Genomic DNA, 15,264 nt, shown 5'->3' on the forward strand with positions numbered 1-15,264 from the left:
AGTCGGCGTGAAGTTGGAGAACACTCTCACCATCCCGGTGCCTGTCGAGGAGGCTTGGCCCGTCCTGCTCGACGTCGAGCGCGTCGCGCCCTGTGTGCCCGGTGCGACGCTCACCGCGAGCGACGGCGACGAGCACCGCGGCCGGATCAAGGTGAAGCTGGGCCCCATCGTGCTCACCTACAGCGGCACGGTCACCTTCCTCGAGCGTGACGAGCAGGCGAAGGTCGTGGTCCTGGAGGCAGGCGGTCGCGAGGCGCGCGGCAACGGCACTGCGAAGGCGCTCGTCACCTGCCGCCTCGGCGACGCCGGTGGCGGCCGTACCGCCGTGCACGTGGAGACCGACCTCAGCATCACCGGCAAGCCCGCCCAGTTCGGCCGGGGCACCCTCGCCGAGGTGTCCGGCGCCCTCATGGAACGGTTCGCCGAGAACCTTGCCGCCGAAATCGAGGACAACTCACCGCAATCGCCTACGATTTCACACGATCCGGCGCCCGCCGCGGCGCCACTGGACCTGATCGACGCAACCGGCGCCACGGCTCTCAAGCGCATGGCGCCGCTGATGGTCGCGGCCCTGCTGATCCTCACGCTCGGCCGCCTGCGCGCCCGGCGCCGCCGTGCTTCGTAAGCCGCCGGCCTCGTAAAGCCACAGGCACACCACCCGCACGCCCTTCACCCGAGCACGTCCACCCAGAAACGAGGTTCCCCATGCCCGGACGCGTAGAAGGAAAGGTCGCCTTCATCACCGGCGCGGCGCGAGGACAGGGCCGCAGCCATGCGATCCGTCTCGCCGAAGAAGGCGCCGACATCATCGCGATCGACGTCTGCAAACAGCTCGACGGCGTCAAGTTCCCCATGTCGACGCCCGAGGACCTGGACGAGACGGTCAATCAGGTGCAGAAGCTGGGGCGGCGCATCCACGCCGTGCAGGCGGACGTGCGCGACCACGATGCGCTCAGGGCCGCCGTGGACGAGGGTGTCGCCCAGTTCGGCAGGCTCGACATCGTCTGCGCCAACGCGGGCCTCGGCAGCGACGGCGCCCGCCTGGACGCCATGGACGAGAAGACCTGGCGCGACATGATCGACGTCAATCTCACCGGCGTCTGGCTGACCGCCAAGGTCTCCATCCCGCACATCATCGCCGGCGGACGCGGCGGCTCGATCATCCTGACCAGCTCCGTCGGCGGCCTTCGCGGGCACGCCAACATCGGTCACTACATCGCCGCCAAGCACGGCGTCGTGGGCCTGATGCGCACCCTTGCCTGGGAGCTCGGCGAGCACAGCATCCGGGTCAACTCGATTCACCCCTCCCAGGTCAACACACCGATGGTCATGCACGAGGACACGTACCGGATGTTCCGCCCGGACCTGGAGAACCCCACGGTCGACGACTTCGCCGCCGTCTCGCAGAGCATGCACCTGCTGCCCACCCCCTGGGTCGAGCCCCGCGACATCAGCGGCGCCGTGCTCTACCTCGCCTCCGACGACGGGCGCTTCGTCACCGGGACCACCACCGTCATCGACGCGGGAGCCATGCTGAAATGACCGTCGCCGACACCACCACCGAGCCCGTCTACTGGGACCCCTTCGATGCGGCCCTGGCCCGCGACCCGTATCCCGTCTACGCGCGCCTGCGCGAAGAGGCCCCGCTCTACTACAACGAGCGGCACGACTTCTACGCGGTCAGCCGGTACGCCGACTGCCAGCGCGGCCTCGCCGACTGGCAGACGTACTCCTCGGCGCGCGGCGACATCCTGGAGATCATCCAGGCGAACATCGAACTGCCGCCGGGCACCCTGATCTTCGAAGACCCGCCCGTCCACGACATCCACCGGCGCCTGCTCGCCCGCGTCTTCACTCCACGCCGTATCGCCCAACTCGAGCCGAGGATCCGGGCGTACTGCGAGCGCGTCCTCGAACCGGTCACCGGAGCCGACCGCTTCGACCTCGTGGCGGCCGTCGGCGCCGAGATGCCGATGCGCGTGATCGGGATGCTCCTCGGCATCCCCGAGGCCGACCAGGTGCGCTATCGGGACCGTACCGACGCGACCCTGGAGACCGGGGACGGCGGTCGGATCGACTCCGGCGAGATCCTCAACGCCGAGGGGTTCCAGGACTACATCGACTGGCGCAAGAAGCACCCCTCCGACGACCTCATGACCGAGCTGATGACCGCCGAGTTCGAGGACGAGAACGGCACCCGGCGCACCCTCACCGACGAGGAAGTCCTCACGTACTGCACCGTGGTCGCAGGCGCGGGCAATGAGACGACCGGCCGGCTGATCGGCTGGTTCGGCGCGCTGATGGCCCGCTACCCCGAGACGCGACGGGAGTTGGTGGCAGAGCCCGCCCTCATCCCCAACGCCATCGAGGAGATCCTGCGCTTCGAGCCGACAGGACCGTTCACGGCCCGGTACGTGACCCGGGACGTGGAGCTGCACGGCTCCACCGTGCCCGCCGGCAGCGCCATCCTCTTCATCCAGGCCGCCGCCAACCGCGACCCGGACCGCTTTCCCGATCCGGATGTCTTCGACATCCACCGGGTGTCGCAGCACATGTCGTTCGGCGTCGGCGCGCACTACTGCCTGGGCGCGGCACTCGCCCGCCTGGAGGGAAAGGTGGCGGCTGAGGAGATCCTGCGGCGCTTCCCCGCCTGGGAGGTCGACTGGGACGGCGCGGAGCTCGCCCAGACCTCGACCGTACGGGGCTGGAAGACGCTGCCGCTCGTCATCTCCAAGTCCTGATGGCGAGGGATGAGTTGAGAAAGGGAGCCCGCTCGTGACCGAGCACTGGAGAGTCAAGGTCGACCCGCGCATGTGCGTCCGTACGGGGCTGTGCGCGGCCTCCGCGCCGCAGGAGTTCCAGCTCGACGAGACGACTGGGCAGGGCCGCGCCACCGCCGAGGTCCTGCCGGCCTCGGAGGAGGTCCTCGAGGTCGCCGAGTCCTGCCCCATCGAGGCGATCTCGATCGCGGACGCGCAGTCCGGGAGGGCGGTCTTTCCACCTGACGAGTGAGGGGACCGGGGCGGCTGTGAGGTGTGGTGCTTCGTGCCGCCCTGGTGCGATCAGGGCCCTGGCGGCCCCGCGGCGTCCACGGCCCCGAGTGGGGAGGCGGCTCTACACGGCGCGTGAGCCCTTGGAGCGCCCCGCGGCGGACCGGCGCACAAAAGGCAGGCCCACCTTCGGCAGCAACGGCGCGAGGGCGCGATGGCGCCAGGCCGAGGCCGTCACGCCCGTGCCGTACGCCAGGTCGTCCAGGCAGCGCAGGGCCGTCCAGCGCACGGGGTCCAGGGGCGGCCGGCGCGCCACCCACTCCGCGAGGACCGGGGCGAGCATGGCCGCCGTGGCCGCCCGGGCGGTGCAGCTGCTGGGCGCCGCGCCCAGGCACAGCAGGCCCAGGGGCCACCACTCGCGGCGCAGGGCGAGTCCGAGCGCCATGGAGTCGGCGACCAGGCCCTGCGCCACCACGGATGCGCTCAGTTCCGTCGCGGCGGGGGTGTCCGACAGATGGCGACGAAGGAGCGCCGCGGACGTGAGCGTGCTGAGCGCCGCGGCGCCCGGGCGGCCATGGGTCAGGAGGCCGAGCGTCAGCAGATTCCACGTGGACGGGCGGGCCGGTGCGACCCGGCCGGGGTGGCGTTCGGCCAGTGCGGCCGCCGAAGTCCCGTACTCGTGACGGCGTTTGAGTGCCTCTCGCCACGCGAGCCGGGGCGTGTGCAGGACGCGGGCGCGCGGCTGGTAGCGCACGTGCAACCCGTGGTCGTGCAGCCGCCAGACGAAGTCGACGTCCTCGCCGAGCCGCAGCCCCTCGTCGAACGTGACCTTGGACAGGACGTCCGTGCGCACGACCAGTGTGGCCGTGGGCACGAAGCCGACCCGTGCGCCGGGGCGCACCACGGCCTGCTCACGGCCCAGGTCGAGTGCGGAACGCGCGGCCTCGTAGCGGGCGAGCAGGCCCTTCGGGGGATACGGAACATCCGGCAGGATCCGCGGTGCGACGGCCGCGACCTGAGGATCGTCGAAGGCCGGGACGAGCAGGTCGAGCCAGCCCTCCTCGGGGCGGCAGTCCGAGTCGACGAACGCGACGAGCGGCGTGGTCGCGAGTGCGGCGCCGGTGGTACGCGCCGCCGCGGGCCCTCGGTTGACCGCGTGCCGGACCAGACGGGCCCCGTGCGCCTCGACGATCGCCCGCACGGCCTCGGGATCCGGTGAGCAGTCGTCGACGACGATCACCTCCAGACCGCGCAACGCGTCCAGGCAGCGGGCCAGTTCGGCTGCGCGTCCGTACGCGGGGACGACCACGGTGACCGGATGGGGTCCGCCGCGCGTCGGGGGCACGGGGTGGGCGAGGCCGCGGTCGAGCAGCTGCCGGGCCAGGGCGCGCCCCACCGTCGTGTCCGGTGTCAGGCCGTGCCGGCCCGCCCGCCGGAGGGCGGCCAGCTGGGGCAGCGCGGCCGCTTTGATGCGCGCGACGCCCCAGGGTGAGCCGCCGGTCACCAGCCGGCCGCCGCCGTAGAAAGACGCGGCGCGGTCGAGTGCGATCGGCAGACCGGGCGGGGACAGCGGTCGACTGTTCGACGCAGTGGATGACGCCACCGTTTAACTCCCGTGATTTACAACGCGCTTGGATCCAGCGGGCTGGTGCGTCCCCCAGGGCGTGTACGGATCGTGGTGCAAGGGCCCGTCCGCGTCCCGGAGCGGCAGCCCGCCACCGCCCCGCCGCACCGCGACGATCTCCGCCCCGATGGCCACCGCGGTCTCCTCGGGCGTACGTGCCCCCAGGTCCAGGCCGATCGGCGAACGCAGCCGGGCGAGTTCCCGCTCGGTGAGGCCCGCCTCGCGCAGCCGGCCGAGCCGCTCGTGATGCGTGCGCCGGGAGCCCATCGCCCCCACGTACGCGACCGGCAGCCGCAGCGCCACTTCGAGCAGCGGCACGTCGAACTTGGCGTCGTGGGTGAGGACCACGACGACCGTGCGGCCATCGACCGGTGTGCGGGCGAGGAAGCGGTGCGGCCAGTCGACCACCACCTGATCCGCATCCGGGAAGCGCGCCGGCGTGGCGAACACCGAGCGGGCGTCGCAGACCGTGACCTCGTATCCGAGGAAAGCGCCCAACGACGCGACCGCCCCGGCGTGGTCCGTCGCACCGAACACGAGGAGCCGTGGACGCGGTGCGTACGAGGCGATGAACACCTCCGTACCCGGGCGGCAGCGCACCGCGCGGATGCCGCTCGCCGCGACGTCCAGCATGGCGCGCGCCTCGGCGGCGATCACGGCGTCCACCTCCGCCGCCCCCGTGGATCCGCGGACCTGCTCGGGGCCGACGGCCAGGATCGCGCCGCTGCCGTCGAGGAGTTGCGCCACGGCGACGGGTGTCCAGTCGGCCACGGCATCGAGCACGGCGGACGGCGGCTGCGGCTGCACGCACACCTCGATCGTGCCGCCGCAGCTCAGGCCCACCGCGAACGCCGTGTCGTCCGAGTAACCAAAGCTCTCCCGCATGGCCGCGCCCGTCGAGAGCACCTCCTGGCACAGCTCGTAGACGGTGCCCTCGACGCACCCGCCGGACACGCTCCCGAGCACCTCCCCGGTCTCGGACACCGCCATGGTGGCGCGGTGCGCGGGGCGCGCTGCCGCTCATCGAGACGACGGTCGCCAGGGCGAAGCGGGTGCCCGCCCGGTCCCAGGCCGTGAGCCGCGCGGCGATCTCACGCATGGCCGTGACGCGTCACGCGGGCCGCCCGGCCCACGCCGCCTCCACCGAGTCCGCGAGCGCATCGCCTTTCGCGAAGCCGTAGTAGGCCGCGAACTGCAGGACGATCTCGTCCATCTCCTCCTTGGTGATGTCGCCGGAGTGCAGGGCCGCCGCGACATGCGTGCGCAGGGGAACGGGCGAGTCGTCGAGCGCGACGCTGGCGACCGTGATGATCCGGCGCTCCCTGCGGGTGAGACCGGGGCGCTGCCAGACATGGCCGAACACGAAGTTCAGGATGCCGGCGTGCCGGTAGGGCGAGTTGACCGGCGGCGCGGGCGTGAGGTTCACGTCGATGAACTCCTCCACGCCGCGCGCGATGCGCTTCTCTATGTCGCCGGGGCCGAGCGTGAGGTTGTCCAGCTCGGGCCAGGAAGGAGTGGGTTCACCGCGTTCGCGGTGGATGCGGTCCCATTGGCGGGCGATGGCGCCCTCCAGATGGGAGGCCTTGGGCCAGCCGCAGTACACCGCGAAGTGCAGGACGAGTTCGAGCATCTCGTCGAGCGAGATGTCCCCGCTCACGAGCGCCGCGTGCACCTGCTCCTCGATCGGCTCCGGCGCGTCGGCGGCCGCCACACAGGTGAGCGTGACAAAGCGCCGGTCCCGCCGGCTCAGACCCGGACGCGACCACACCTGCCCGTACAGGAAGTCACGGGACGCACGGCCGAACGGCGTTTGCGAGGAGGGAAGTTCAGCCGATCCCAGAACCTCGGCCGCGGTCTGGTCCCCACGGCCCTCTTGTGCCGATGCATCCACTGACATCTCCGACGATACGTCCATCAGGACTCCCTGACTCCCTAGGCGCGAATGAAGACGTTCTTGGTCTGCAGGAACTCGTACAGCCCTTCCTTGCCGCCCTCACGGCCGTGACCGCTGTGCTTGTACCCGCCGAACGGAGCCCCCGGCGGCTGCCCTGACGGCCCGTTGACATGCACCGTGCCCGCTTGCAGCTGCGGCACGATGCGCTGCACCCGCGCCACGTCGTGGGTGAACAGGACCGCGCCGAGGCCGTACGGGGTGGAGTTGGCCAGCTCGACGGCCTGCTCCTCCGTGTCGAACGGGATGATCGACAGCACCGGGCCGAACACCTCGTGCCGGGCGACCTCGCTGCCCGGGTCCACATCGGCGAGCACGGTCGGCTCGACGAAGAAACCGCCCTGCACCTGCGGCGGGAGCGACGCCTTGTCGACGGCGTGACCGCCCGCCACGAGCCGGCTGTCGGCCGCCGCCTTGTCGATCACACCGAGGATCCTGTCCCGCGCCTGAGCACCGACCACCGGACCCAGCGCCGTCGTCGGTGCGAACGGATCCCCGACGGTCAGGGCCTTCGCGGCAACCCCTGCGGCCTCGACGACCCGCTCGTACACCTCGCGGTGGACCAGCATCCGGGTGGTGAGGTTGCAGCCCTGACCTGACAGGTTGAAGCAGGAGCGGACGGTCTCGGTCACGGCCGCGTCGATGTCGGCGTCGGGGAACACCACACTCGCCGTTTTGCCGCCGAGTTCGAGCAGCACCGGCTTGAGGGTGTGACGGGCGGAGTCGAGGATCTTCTTGGCGGTCGGTATGCCGCCGGTGAAGGAGATCATGCCGACGTCCGGATGACGCACGAGGTGCTCACCGGCCTCGGGACCACCGGGCAGGATGTGCAGCACGCCGGGCGGCAGCCCGGCCTCCAGCGCGATCTCCGCGAACTTCGCCACCGTGAACGGCGCGAAATCGGGCGACTTGACGACCACGCAGTTCCCGGCGGCGAGCGCCGGGGCGATCTTCATCCCGACCGACATGATCGGGCCGTTCCAGGTGAGGATGATTCCCACGATGCCGTACGGCTCCGGGACGGTGTAGTCGAGGCCCGGGGCCATGACCGGGCTCGGCGGGATCGTCGCCCCCTCGATCTTGTCCGCCCAGCCGGCGTAGTACCCGAACCAGCCGGAGCACAGATACGCGAGCGCCGACGAGACGGCGATGGGCGCGCCGAGTTCGAGCGTGGTGAGGCGACCGAGTTCGGCCACGCGGGCGAGCATCAGCTCTTCGATGCGCTGCAGGATGCGGCGGCGCTTGTCCGGTGACATGGTCCGCCACTGGGGATATGCGTCCTTCGCGGCGGCCACGGCCGCGTCGACCTCCTGCGGGCCGCACAACAGTACGGAGCCGTTGACGCGGGCAGTCGCCGGATTGACGTGGTCGATCGTGCCGATGGATGTCTTCTCGAGCCAGATGCCGTTCACCAGCGGTCCGGTGACGCCGAGTTCGTCGCTCAAGGTGTGCCCCTCTCCTTCTGCGGAACCGCGTACGGCACCGTCTGTGGAACCGTCGTGAACCCGACTCACAGCCGGGTGACCCAGCCGCCGTCGACGCTGATGGTCTGCCCGTTGATCCACACGCCGGCGTCCGAGGCGAGCAGCAGGAGTGTGCCGAGCAGGTCGTCGGCCGGCGCGGATTTCTTGCCCGGGATGGCCGAGGCGAGCGCGGCGCGCGCCGGGTGGTCGGCGGGCAGGCTCTTGAAGCCGGGCTCGTTCTCCACGAGTCCCGGTGCGATGGCGTTGACGTTGATGCCGTGCGGACCGAGTGAACGGGCAAGCCCGACCGTGACGTTGACGAGCGCGAGCTTGCTCACCCCGTAGATCCCGCCGCCCATGAACGCACCGGCCGACACCTGGTTGATGATCCGCCCGCCGCCGCGCTCGACCATCGAGGCCTTGACCGCCTTCGCGCACACGATGGCGCCGAACACGTTGACCCGCATGACACGCTCGAACCACTCGCCGGGCAGGTCGAGGAGGTCGACCTGAGGGATGTCGGCCATCAGTGCGGCGTTGTTGACGAGGATGTCGATCCCGCCGAAGGCGTCGACGGCCTGCTGTGCCATCTCGGCCGCGGAGTCCTGGTCGGTGATGTCCACCCGTACTCCGAGCGCGTGCAGCCCGTCGGCGGACAGGGACTTGGCGGCCCGTTCGGCGCCGTCGGCGTCGAGGTCCGCGAGGACGACCCGCGCCCCGGCCTCGGCAAGTGCGCGGGCGTAGACCTGGCCGATGGCGCCGGCTCCGCCGGTGATCACGGCGACCTTGCCGCCCAGGCTCATCCGGTCGAGGGTGCTGCTCGGTGCGTTCATGAGGCGTCCTTGATCAGTCGGGACAGGTAGAGGTCGACGTCGGCTCCGAGTTCGCGCAGTTCGTCGGCGGCTTCGGGAGCGGTGAGGATGAGGAACCGGTTCTCGCTGACGCCGTCGGCGACGAGCTCGCCGACCGACTCGGCGTCCAGGACAGGGAATTGGGGTCCCTTGGGCGGTGCCGGCTCCCCGTAGAAGGTGATCTGCTCGACGATGTTGGTGGCCACTCCGGCCGGGCACAGGCAGGAGACGCCGATGCCGCGCGGCCGCAGGGAGAGGGCGAGGGCCTGGGAGAGTCCGACGACGGCGTGCTTCGTCGCCGTGTACGGAAGACGGTCGTGTCCGTAGGGCAACAGGCCTGCTGTGGAGGCGGTGTTGACCACGTGTCCGAACCCCTGCTCCAGGAGCAGCGGCAGGAACACGAGGTTGCTGCGTACGACGCTCAGCAGGTTCACGTCGATGACGCGCTGCCACGCTTCGAGCGGGATGTCCTCGACGGGGCCGACGGCCAGGATGCCGACGTTGTTCATCACCAGGTCGACCTGCCCGAACCGCTCCAGCGCGAGGTCCCGTACGGCACGCAGGTCGTCGAGGCTGGTGACATCGCACGCGGCGGCGACAGCACGCGCACCGTCCGGCCCCAGCTCGGCGGCGACCGTCTTTGCCCGTTCGGCGTCCAGGTCGGTGACCACCACCCGCGCGCCCCGGCGGGCGAAGGCATGCGCGGCGGCTCGCCCGATCCCGCTGCCGGCACCGGTCACGACCGTCACGGCGTCCCGTAGATCCATCGTCATCGAACTCCCTCTGATGTACAGGCGGTTGGTGAAGGTGAAGTGGTGCGAGGGCCTAGGGGTGGACGGGTAGCGCGATCTCACGCGCCCCGGCCCCCGCCAGGGCCGACGCGGTGGCCGACGACACCGGCGCCTGCAGGAATCCGACCAGGCCGTCGAGGAGATCCCCGACGTGGACGGCATACGGCAGTACCTCCTCGTCACGGGCCCGGCTCTGCTCGCGCTCGGCCCCGGCGTACACGCTGAACGCCATCGCGTGGGCGATGCGGTGGCCGCGCAGCGGCTCCGGCAGGTGCGGCAGCAGCGCCCCGGCCCGCTCGCGGAAGACGTGCGTCGGCGCGAGCAGCTCGGGTGCGAGCCGGTCGAGGACGTCCCGCCGGCCGTGCTGCTGGAGTTTCGCCACGAAGCTGAGGTAGTGGCTGCCCTCCCGTTCGCCCTGTTCGAGCACCGGGACGATGTGGCACTCCACCCAGACGCGCAGCTCCTGCGGACGCCGGCCGGCGATCAGGGCGGCGCGGCGTTCGTTGAGATCCCGTAGGCGGTATTCGAAGATCGCCTGGATCAGGCGCTCCTTCGATCCGAAGTGGTACTGCACCGCCGTGTTGTTGCCGTTGTGGGCGGCCGCGCTGATCTGTCGCAGGGAGGCCCCGTCGAGGCCGCGCTCGGCGAAAAGACGCTCCGCGGCCAGCAGGATCCGCTCCTTCACGGAAAGTTGCACCACGACACCACCCGTACGAGAGGGTTGTTGCGTGCTGTGAGAATGGCGTTTCCGTACGACGGGAATCGAAGCATGGTGGGTGGGGGAAGTCAACCGCCTTAAAGCGTGCGGAAATGTGGTCGTCGTGAGCGTTGTGCTGCAGGCGGGCCCGTACATCCAGGCGGTGGCCGTCAACAGCCGTGTCCCGGTGGACACGTCGGATCTCGACCTTTCACCCGCCCCCCTGGACCGGGTGAGCGCCTCGATCAAAACGGTGCGCGGTGAGGTGTCCTCGCAGTGGCACCGGCGTGCGGACGGCAGGATCGAACTGGCGGTGACCGTGCCGTACCAGCCCGACGCCGAGATCTGGGTGCCGACACAGGGCAAGCCGGTGAGCGCCCCGGACGGCGTGCGATATGTACGGGACGACTCCTCGGGCGGTGCGGCGTACAAGGTGTACCGGGCGAAGGCGGGGTCCTACGCTTCAACGCCTGAGCGGGGCGGGCTGCGCGGGTCGTCCTTGCAAACGGGCGGTCCGCGCGGCTCCCAGCAAGGGGGCGATCCGCGAGATTCTCACAGCTGCGCGATCCGCGTGGCCCTGCCTTCGCTTCGGAGCCGGGCGCCCGCCTCGCGGGTCAGCTCCCGTGCGCTGCCGAGCAGTCCGTCCAGTGCGTACGCCCGCCGTATGTGCCGGTGCAGGGGGTGCTCGGCGGTGAAGCCGATGCCGCCGAGGACCTGCTGGCAGTGGCGGGCGGCGGTCAGGGCCGCGCGGCCCGCGGCGGCCTTGGCGAGCAGGGAGCTCAGGTCGCCGCGGTCGTCGTCCGCCACGGTCAGAGCCGCTTCGGCGCCCTCGATCGCGATCAGGGTTTCCGCCAGGCGGTGGCGTACGGCCTGGAAGGAGGCGATCGGGCGACCGAACTGCGTTCGGTCCACGGCGTGTTGACGGGCCAGGGCGAGCATGGCGCGGGCCGTCCCGGTGAGCCACCAGGCCAGGGCCCGGCGGCCCGCGGCGAGAGGCGGCGCGTCGGTCCCGGTGGGGGTGAGACGCCAGGGCAGTTCCTGGTCCAGTGCGTCGGCGGGCGTGAGATCGGTGCCGCGCTCCCAGACGACCTGGGAACCGCCGGCGTAGGGAAGGGGCACGCTGCCGCCCAGCGGGCGGCCCGCCTCGTGGAGCACCACGTCGTTGAGGACGGAGGCGTGCGCGCCCGTCTCGCCGAGCAGACGGAAGACCAGCGGAACCGTCTCATACGGCAGTTCGGTGAGCATGTCCCGCCAGCCCATGCCGTCGAGTGCGGCATCCAGGGCCGCGCCCGTGTGGTCGGTCATCGTCTTGCGCAGGGCCTCGGCGAGCAGGTCCAATTCGGTTGTGTCAGCGCTCATCCGGGTTCACTCCTTGCCGAGGCCGAGCAGCCGCCGGGCGACGATGTTGCGCTGCACCTCGGCGGTGCCGCCGTAGATGGTCGCCGCGCGCGAGTACAGGAACTCGGTGCGCCAGGTGTCGTCCGCGTCCGTGAGCTCGATCGCACCCGGGAGCAAGTCACGTGCGGTGTCGAACAGTTGCTGCTCGGCGGTGGCAAGAAGGACCTTGTCGACCGAGGTCTCCGGACCGAGCGCCGCACCTCCCGCGAGCCGCCGCTGCGTCGCGCGGGACCGGCAGCGCGCGGTGTGCAGGGCTAGATAAGCCTCGCCGATGGCCGTGTCGTCCGGGTTGCGGCACTCCTCGATGAGACGGTCCAGGCGCGTGTGCAGGTGGGCGATGCGGTGCCAGAAGCAGGTGGAGCGCTCGTGCGGCAGCAGGTCCATCGCCAGGCGCCAGCCGTCGCCCGGTCGGCCGAGCATCCGTGTGCCGGGCACCACCACGTCGTCGAAGAAGACCTCGGCGAACTCGTCGACGCCGTGCACCGTGCGCAGGGGACGGACCGTGATGCCCGGGGAGTCCATGTCGACGAAGAAGGCGGTGATGCCGCTGTGTCCGGGCTCTCCCGTCCGCGTGAGCAGCACGCAGCGGGCGGCGTACTGGGCGAGGCTGGTCCAGACTTTCTGGCCGGAGACCACCCAGTCGTCGCCGAACGGCCGGGCGCGGGTGGCGAGCGAGGCGAGATCGCTGCCGGAGCCCGGTTCGGAGAAACCCTGGCACCAGTGCTCGCGGCCGCCGAGCAGCAACGGGACCATTTCGGCAGCCAGTTGCGGTGAGGCGTACGAGATCATCGTCGGGGCGAGCACTTCGACCATGGAGTAGATGCCGGGCTCCGCGAGGCCTCGGGTGGCCACCTCCTCGCCGAGCACGGCTCGCAGGACGGCGGGTCCGCCGAGCCCGCCGACGGACGCGGGCCAGCCGTGGCGCATCCAGTCGGCCTCGTACAACGCCCCGCGTACCCGGGCCAGTTGCGCCACTTGGGCGTCCAGGGAACGATCGGCGGGATCCGGTGTGAGGTCGTGTGCGTCGAGCCAGGCGGTCAGATCCGCGCGGAACTGCGCGATCTTGTAGCTCTCCTGGGCGTTCACGCGCCCGCCGGGTCGAAGGCGTGCGGACGTCCGGAGTCGTGGGCGCCGTTGCGGCGGATGAAGGTCATGGCGCGGGTGCGCAGCCGCCAGCCGCGTTCCGTGCGCCGGTAGGTGTCGTTGTAGTAGCCGATGCGCAACTCGTGGGTGGCGTGATCGACGAAGCAGAGCGGCTGGGTACCCGTGGCGCTGTCCCCGGCCGGCTCCACCAGCGCGGTGCCGGTGAGGAACAGCCCCTTGGGGGCGGCGGCGACCAGCGCGGGGAAGTCGGAGAGCGGGTAGGTTTCGCCGAAGGCGCTGTACGTCCCGTCCTCGGTGAACACCTCGAGCAGGCCGTCGGTATCACCTTGGGTGATCGTCACCGCGTAGCGGGCCAGGAGCTGGTGGATCTCCATGAGGTCGTCGGTCGGGCGGGGGGAGGTCACCTGGTCACTCCGTTCTCGAACGCGAGAATGATGTTCTCGGCGGTTCTCTTCAGAGTTCCACGGGGGTGGTGTGGCGTCAACGTGCAAACCGGGGGCGGGGGTCGGGTGTGCTCGGCGGAAATGCCCCGCCTATCGCGCAACGTTGCGTCCGAATGGTTGATTCGCGGATGAGGAGAAGATAGTTTCCGTTTGTTGAGAGGGGAATCCTGTCCGGCAGGGGAAGGGAAGTCGGCATGACGTCACCGGCCCTGGGGCTGCGCCCCGGAGCGCAACTGGCCAGCACCGTCTGCGGTACCCGTGTGGTCGTGGTGAAGGCGCAGGCCGACGCCCGTCCGCGGCTCACCTGCGGAGGTGAGCCGATGGTGCCGGCGGCCGAAGCGGCGCCCGCGGCCACAGCTGCGCCCGCAACCCAGAACGCCGGCACTCTCATCGGCAAGCGCTATGTCGACGCCTCCGGCTCCCTGGAGCTGTTGTGCACCGCCGCGGGCAGGGGGCCGCTCGCCTGCGACGGCACGGTGATGGAGATCAAGGCGGCCAAGCCGCTGCCCGCGTCCGACTGAGCCCGCCCCGCACACCTTCGTACTCATGCGTATGTACGCGCTTGGAGGCCCGTCATGCACCGGAACGACATGATCCTGATCAGCGTCGACGACCACATCATCGAGCCGCCCGACATGTTCGTGAACCACCTGCCGAAGAAGTACCGCGACGACGCCCCGCGCCTGGTGCACCGGGACGACGGCACCGACGTGTGGACCTTCCGCGACACGGTCATCCCGAACGTCGCGCTCAACGCGGTGGCCGGGCGGCCGAAGGAGGAGTACGGCATGGATCCGCAGGGTCTCGACGAGATCCGGCCCGGCTGTTACGACGTGCACGAACGCATCAAGGACATGAACGCGGGCGGCATGCTCGCCTCGATGAACTTCCCCTCGTTCCCCGGCTTCGCAGCCCGCCTGTTCGCCACCGAGGACCCCGATTTCTCAGTCGCCCTGGTGCGCGCGTACAACGACTGGCACATCGACGAGTGGTGCGGCGCCTACCCTGGCCGATTCATCCCGATGGCGCTGCCGGCGATCTGGGACGCGGAGCTGTGCGCGGCCGAGGTGCGGCGGGTCGCCGCCAAGGGCTGCCATTCGCTCACCTTCACCGAGAACCCGGCCGCCCTCGGCTATCCCAGTTTCCACGACCCGTACTGGAACCCATTGTGGAAGGCCCTCGTCGACACCGACACCGTGATGTCCGTGCACATCGGCTCCTCGGGTCGGCTCACCATCCCGGCCGCCGACTCGCCGCCGGACGTGATGATCACGCTGCAGCCGATGAACATCGTCGCCGCCGCGGCCGACCTGCTCTGGTCCAAGCCCGTCAAGGACTACCCGGACCTGAAGATCGCGCTGTCCGAGGGCGGCACCGGATGGATCCCGTACTTCCTCGAGCGTGTCGACCGGACCTTCGAGATGCACTCCACCTGGACGTTGCAGGACTTCGGCGGAAAGCTGCCGAGCGAGGTCTTCCGCGAGCACTTCCTGACCTGCTTCATCAGCGACCCGCTGGGCGTGCGGCTGCGGCACGACATCGGCATCGACAACATTTGCTGGGAGGCCGACTACCCGCACAGCGACTCCATGTGGCCCGGTGCGCCCGAGGAGCTGGGCGGGGTCATGGACGCCTGCCAGGTGCCGGACGACGAGATCAACAAGATGACGTACGCGAACGCCATGCGCTGGTTCTCCTTCGACCCCTTCTCGCATGTGCCGCGTGAGCAGGCGACGGTGGGTGCGCTGCGGGCGGCGGCGGCCGGGCACGACGTGAGCGTCCAGTCGCGCAGCCACCAGCTCGTCGCGCCCGCCGAGAAGCTCGCCGGGTACCGGGAGCGGGCGCAGCGGGCGGTGGCCGCCGCGTCGAAGTAGCCCGATCGGCTCACGCGCCGTCGACCGGCCCGATCGGCCCGGTCCCCGGACCGTCGAGGCAGCCCGTCGTAGCCCTTT

Annotated in this window: 15 protein-coding genes and 2 pseudogenes; 7 read left to right on the forward strand and 10 right to left on the reverse strand. The window is 70.6% G+C overall.

Annotation, left to right across the window (positions count from 1 at the left end):
- The first annotated feature begins 7 nt into the window (after window positions 1–7).
- The 4 genes from OG252_RS51120 (at window position 8) to OG252_RS51135 (ending at window position 3,012) form a co-directional block, all read left to right on the forward strand.
- Window positions 8–625: an SRPBCC family protein gene (locus tag OG252_RS51120; RefSeq protein WP_266447830.1), complete on the forward strand. Its 618-nt coding sequence runs from the start codon at window positions 8–10 to the stop codon at window positions 623–625.
- An 80-nt stretch (window positions 626–705) separates the two neighbouring features.
- Window positions 706–1,542, forward strand: coding sequence for a mycofactocin-coupled SDR family oxidoreductase (locus tag OG252_RS51125; RefSeq protein WP_266447833.1), 837 nt, complete (start codon window positions 706–708; stop codon window positions 1,540–1,542).
- On the forward strand, window positions 1,539–2,741 hold the full coding sequence (locus tag OG252_RS51130) for a cytochrome P450 (RefSeq protein ID WP_266447836.1): 1,203 nt from the start codon (window positions 1,539–1,541) through the stop codon (window positions 2,739–2,741). Before OG252_RS51125 ends, OG252_RS51130 begins: the two co-directional genes overlap by 4 nt.
- Window positions 2,742–2,775: 34 nt before the next feature.
- The gene (locus OG252_RS51135; protein WP_266447838.1) at window positions 2,776–3,012 is read left to right on the forward strand and encodes a ferredoxin; all 237 of its coding nucleotides are present in this window, start codon (window positions 2,776–2,778) and stop codon (window positions 3,010–3,012) included.
- A 102-nt stretch (window positions 3,013–3,114) separates the two neighbouring features.
- On the opposite strand, the gene mftF is transcribed toward OG252_RS51135, so the two are convergent.
- From mftF to OG252_RS51170, 7 genes and pseudogenes are all read right to left on the reverse strand, one after another.
- Window positions 3,115–4,593 carry a mycofactocin biosynthesis glycosyltransferase MftF gene (gene mftF, locus OG252_RS51140; protein WP_329344969.1) on the reverse strand — a complete coding sequence of 493 codons (1,479 nt, stop codon included), beginning with the start codon at window positions 4,591–4,593 and terminating at the stop codon, window positions 3,115–3,117.
- Window positions 4,594–4,596: 3 nt separating this feature from the next.
- Window positions 4,597–5,713: pseudogene (locus OG252_RS51145) on the reverse strand (XdhC family protein).
- Between the two features lie 12 nt (window positions 5,714–5,725).
- A complete protein-coding gene (locus OG252_RS51150; RefSeq protein WP_329344970.1) occupies window positions 5,726–6,529 on the reverse strand; it encodes a carboxymuconolactone decarboxylase family protein in 804 nt (267 codons plus the stop codon).
- A 17-nt stretch (window positions 6,530–6,546) separates the two neighbouring features.
- The gene (locus tag OG252_RS51155; RefSeq protein ID WP_329344971.1) at window positions 6,547–8,010 is read right to left on the reverse strand and encodes an aldehyde dehydrogenase family protein; all 1,464 of its coding nucleotides are present in this window, start codon (window positions 8,008–8,010) and stop codon (window positions 6,547–6,549) included.
- 65 nt (window positions 8,011–8,075) lie between these two features.
- On the reverse strand, window positions 8,076–8,861 hold the full coding sequence (locus OG252_RS51160) for an SDR family oxidoreductase (protein WP_266447848.1): 786 nt from the start codon (window positions 8,859–8,861) through the stop codon (window positions 8,076–8,078).
- Entirely contained in the window at window positions 8,858–9,646 is a 789-nt protein-coding gene (locus OG252_RS51165; RefSeq protein ID WP_329344972.1) for an SDR family oxidoreductase, read from the reverse strand. The genes OG252_RS51160 and OG252_RS51165 overlap by 4 nt, the downstream gene beginning before the upstream one ends.
- 58 nt (window positions 9,647–9,704) lie before the next feature.
- Window positions 9,705–10,370, reverse strand: coding sequence for a TetR/AcrR family transcriptional regulator (locus tag OG252_RS51170; RefSeq protein ID WP_323186199.1), 666 nt, complete (start codon window positions 10,368–10,370; stop codon window positions 9,705–9,707).
- A gap of 229 nt (window positions 10,371–10,599) precedes the next feature.
- Here OG252_RS51170 and OG252_RS52565 point away from each other — a divergent pair.
- A pseudogene (locus tag OG252_RS52565) lies at window positions 10,600–10,728 on the forward strand (alpha-L-rhamnosidase C-terminal domain-containing protein); the annotation flags it as partial.
- A gap of 191 nt (window positions 10,729–10,919) precedes the next feature.
- Here the strand turns inward: OG252_RS52565 and OG252_RS51175 are convergent.
- Genes OG252_RS51175 through OG252_RS51185 form a run of 3 tightly spaced genes read right to left on the reverse strand, consistent with a single transcriptional unit; the run spans window position 10,920 to window position 13,273 of the window.
- Window positions 10,920–11,726 (reverse strand): acyl-CoA dehydrogenase family protein, encoded by an 807-nt coding sequence (locus OG252_RS51175; protein ID WP_266447854.1) that lies wholly within the window; start codon window positions 11,724–11,726, stop codon window positions 10,920–10,922.
- 6 nt (window positions 11,727–11,732) lie between these two features.
- Complete coding sequence (locus tag OG252_RS51180) at window positions 11,733–12,851, reverse strand: acyl-CoA dehydrogenase family protein (RefSeq protein WP_266447857.1); 1,119 nt, start codon at window positions 12,849–12,851, stop codon at window positions 11,733–11,735.
- Window positions 12,848–13,273, reverse strand: a complete 426-nt coding sequence (locus tag OG252_RS51185) for a nuclear transport factor 2 family protein (protein WP_266447860.1) — start codon at window positions 13,271–13,273, stop codon at window positions 12,848–12,850. The genes OG252_RS51180 and OG252_RS51185 overlap by 4 nt, the downstream gene beginning before the upstream one ends.
- A 233-nt stretch (window positions 13,274–13,506) precedes the next feature.
- On the opposite strand from OG252_RS51185, the gene OG252_RS51190 reads away from it, so the two are divergent.
- Both OG252_RS51190 and OG252_RS51195 read left to right on the forward strand, forming a co-directional pair.
- Window positions 13,507–13,833, forward strand: coding sequence for a hypothetical protein (locus OG252_RS51190; protein WP_266447863.1), 327 nt, complete (start codon window positions 13,507–13,509; stop codon window positions 13,831–13,833).
- A gap of 54 nt (window positions 13,834–13,887) precedes the next feature.
- Window positions 13,888–15,186, forward strand: coding sequence for an amidohydrolase family protein (locus tag OG252_RS51195; RefSeq protein ID WP_266447866.1), 1,299 nt, complete (start codon window positions 13,888–13,890; stop codon window positions 15,184–15,186).
- The last annotated feature ends 78 nt before the right edge of the window (window positions 15,187–15,264 follow it).

The organism is Streptomyces sp. NBC_01352, assembly GCF_036237295.1.
Classification (GTDB): Bacteria; Actinomycetota; Actinomycetes; order Streptomycetales; family Streptomycetaceae; genus Streptomyces; species Streptomyces plumbiresistens.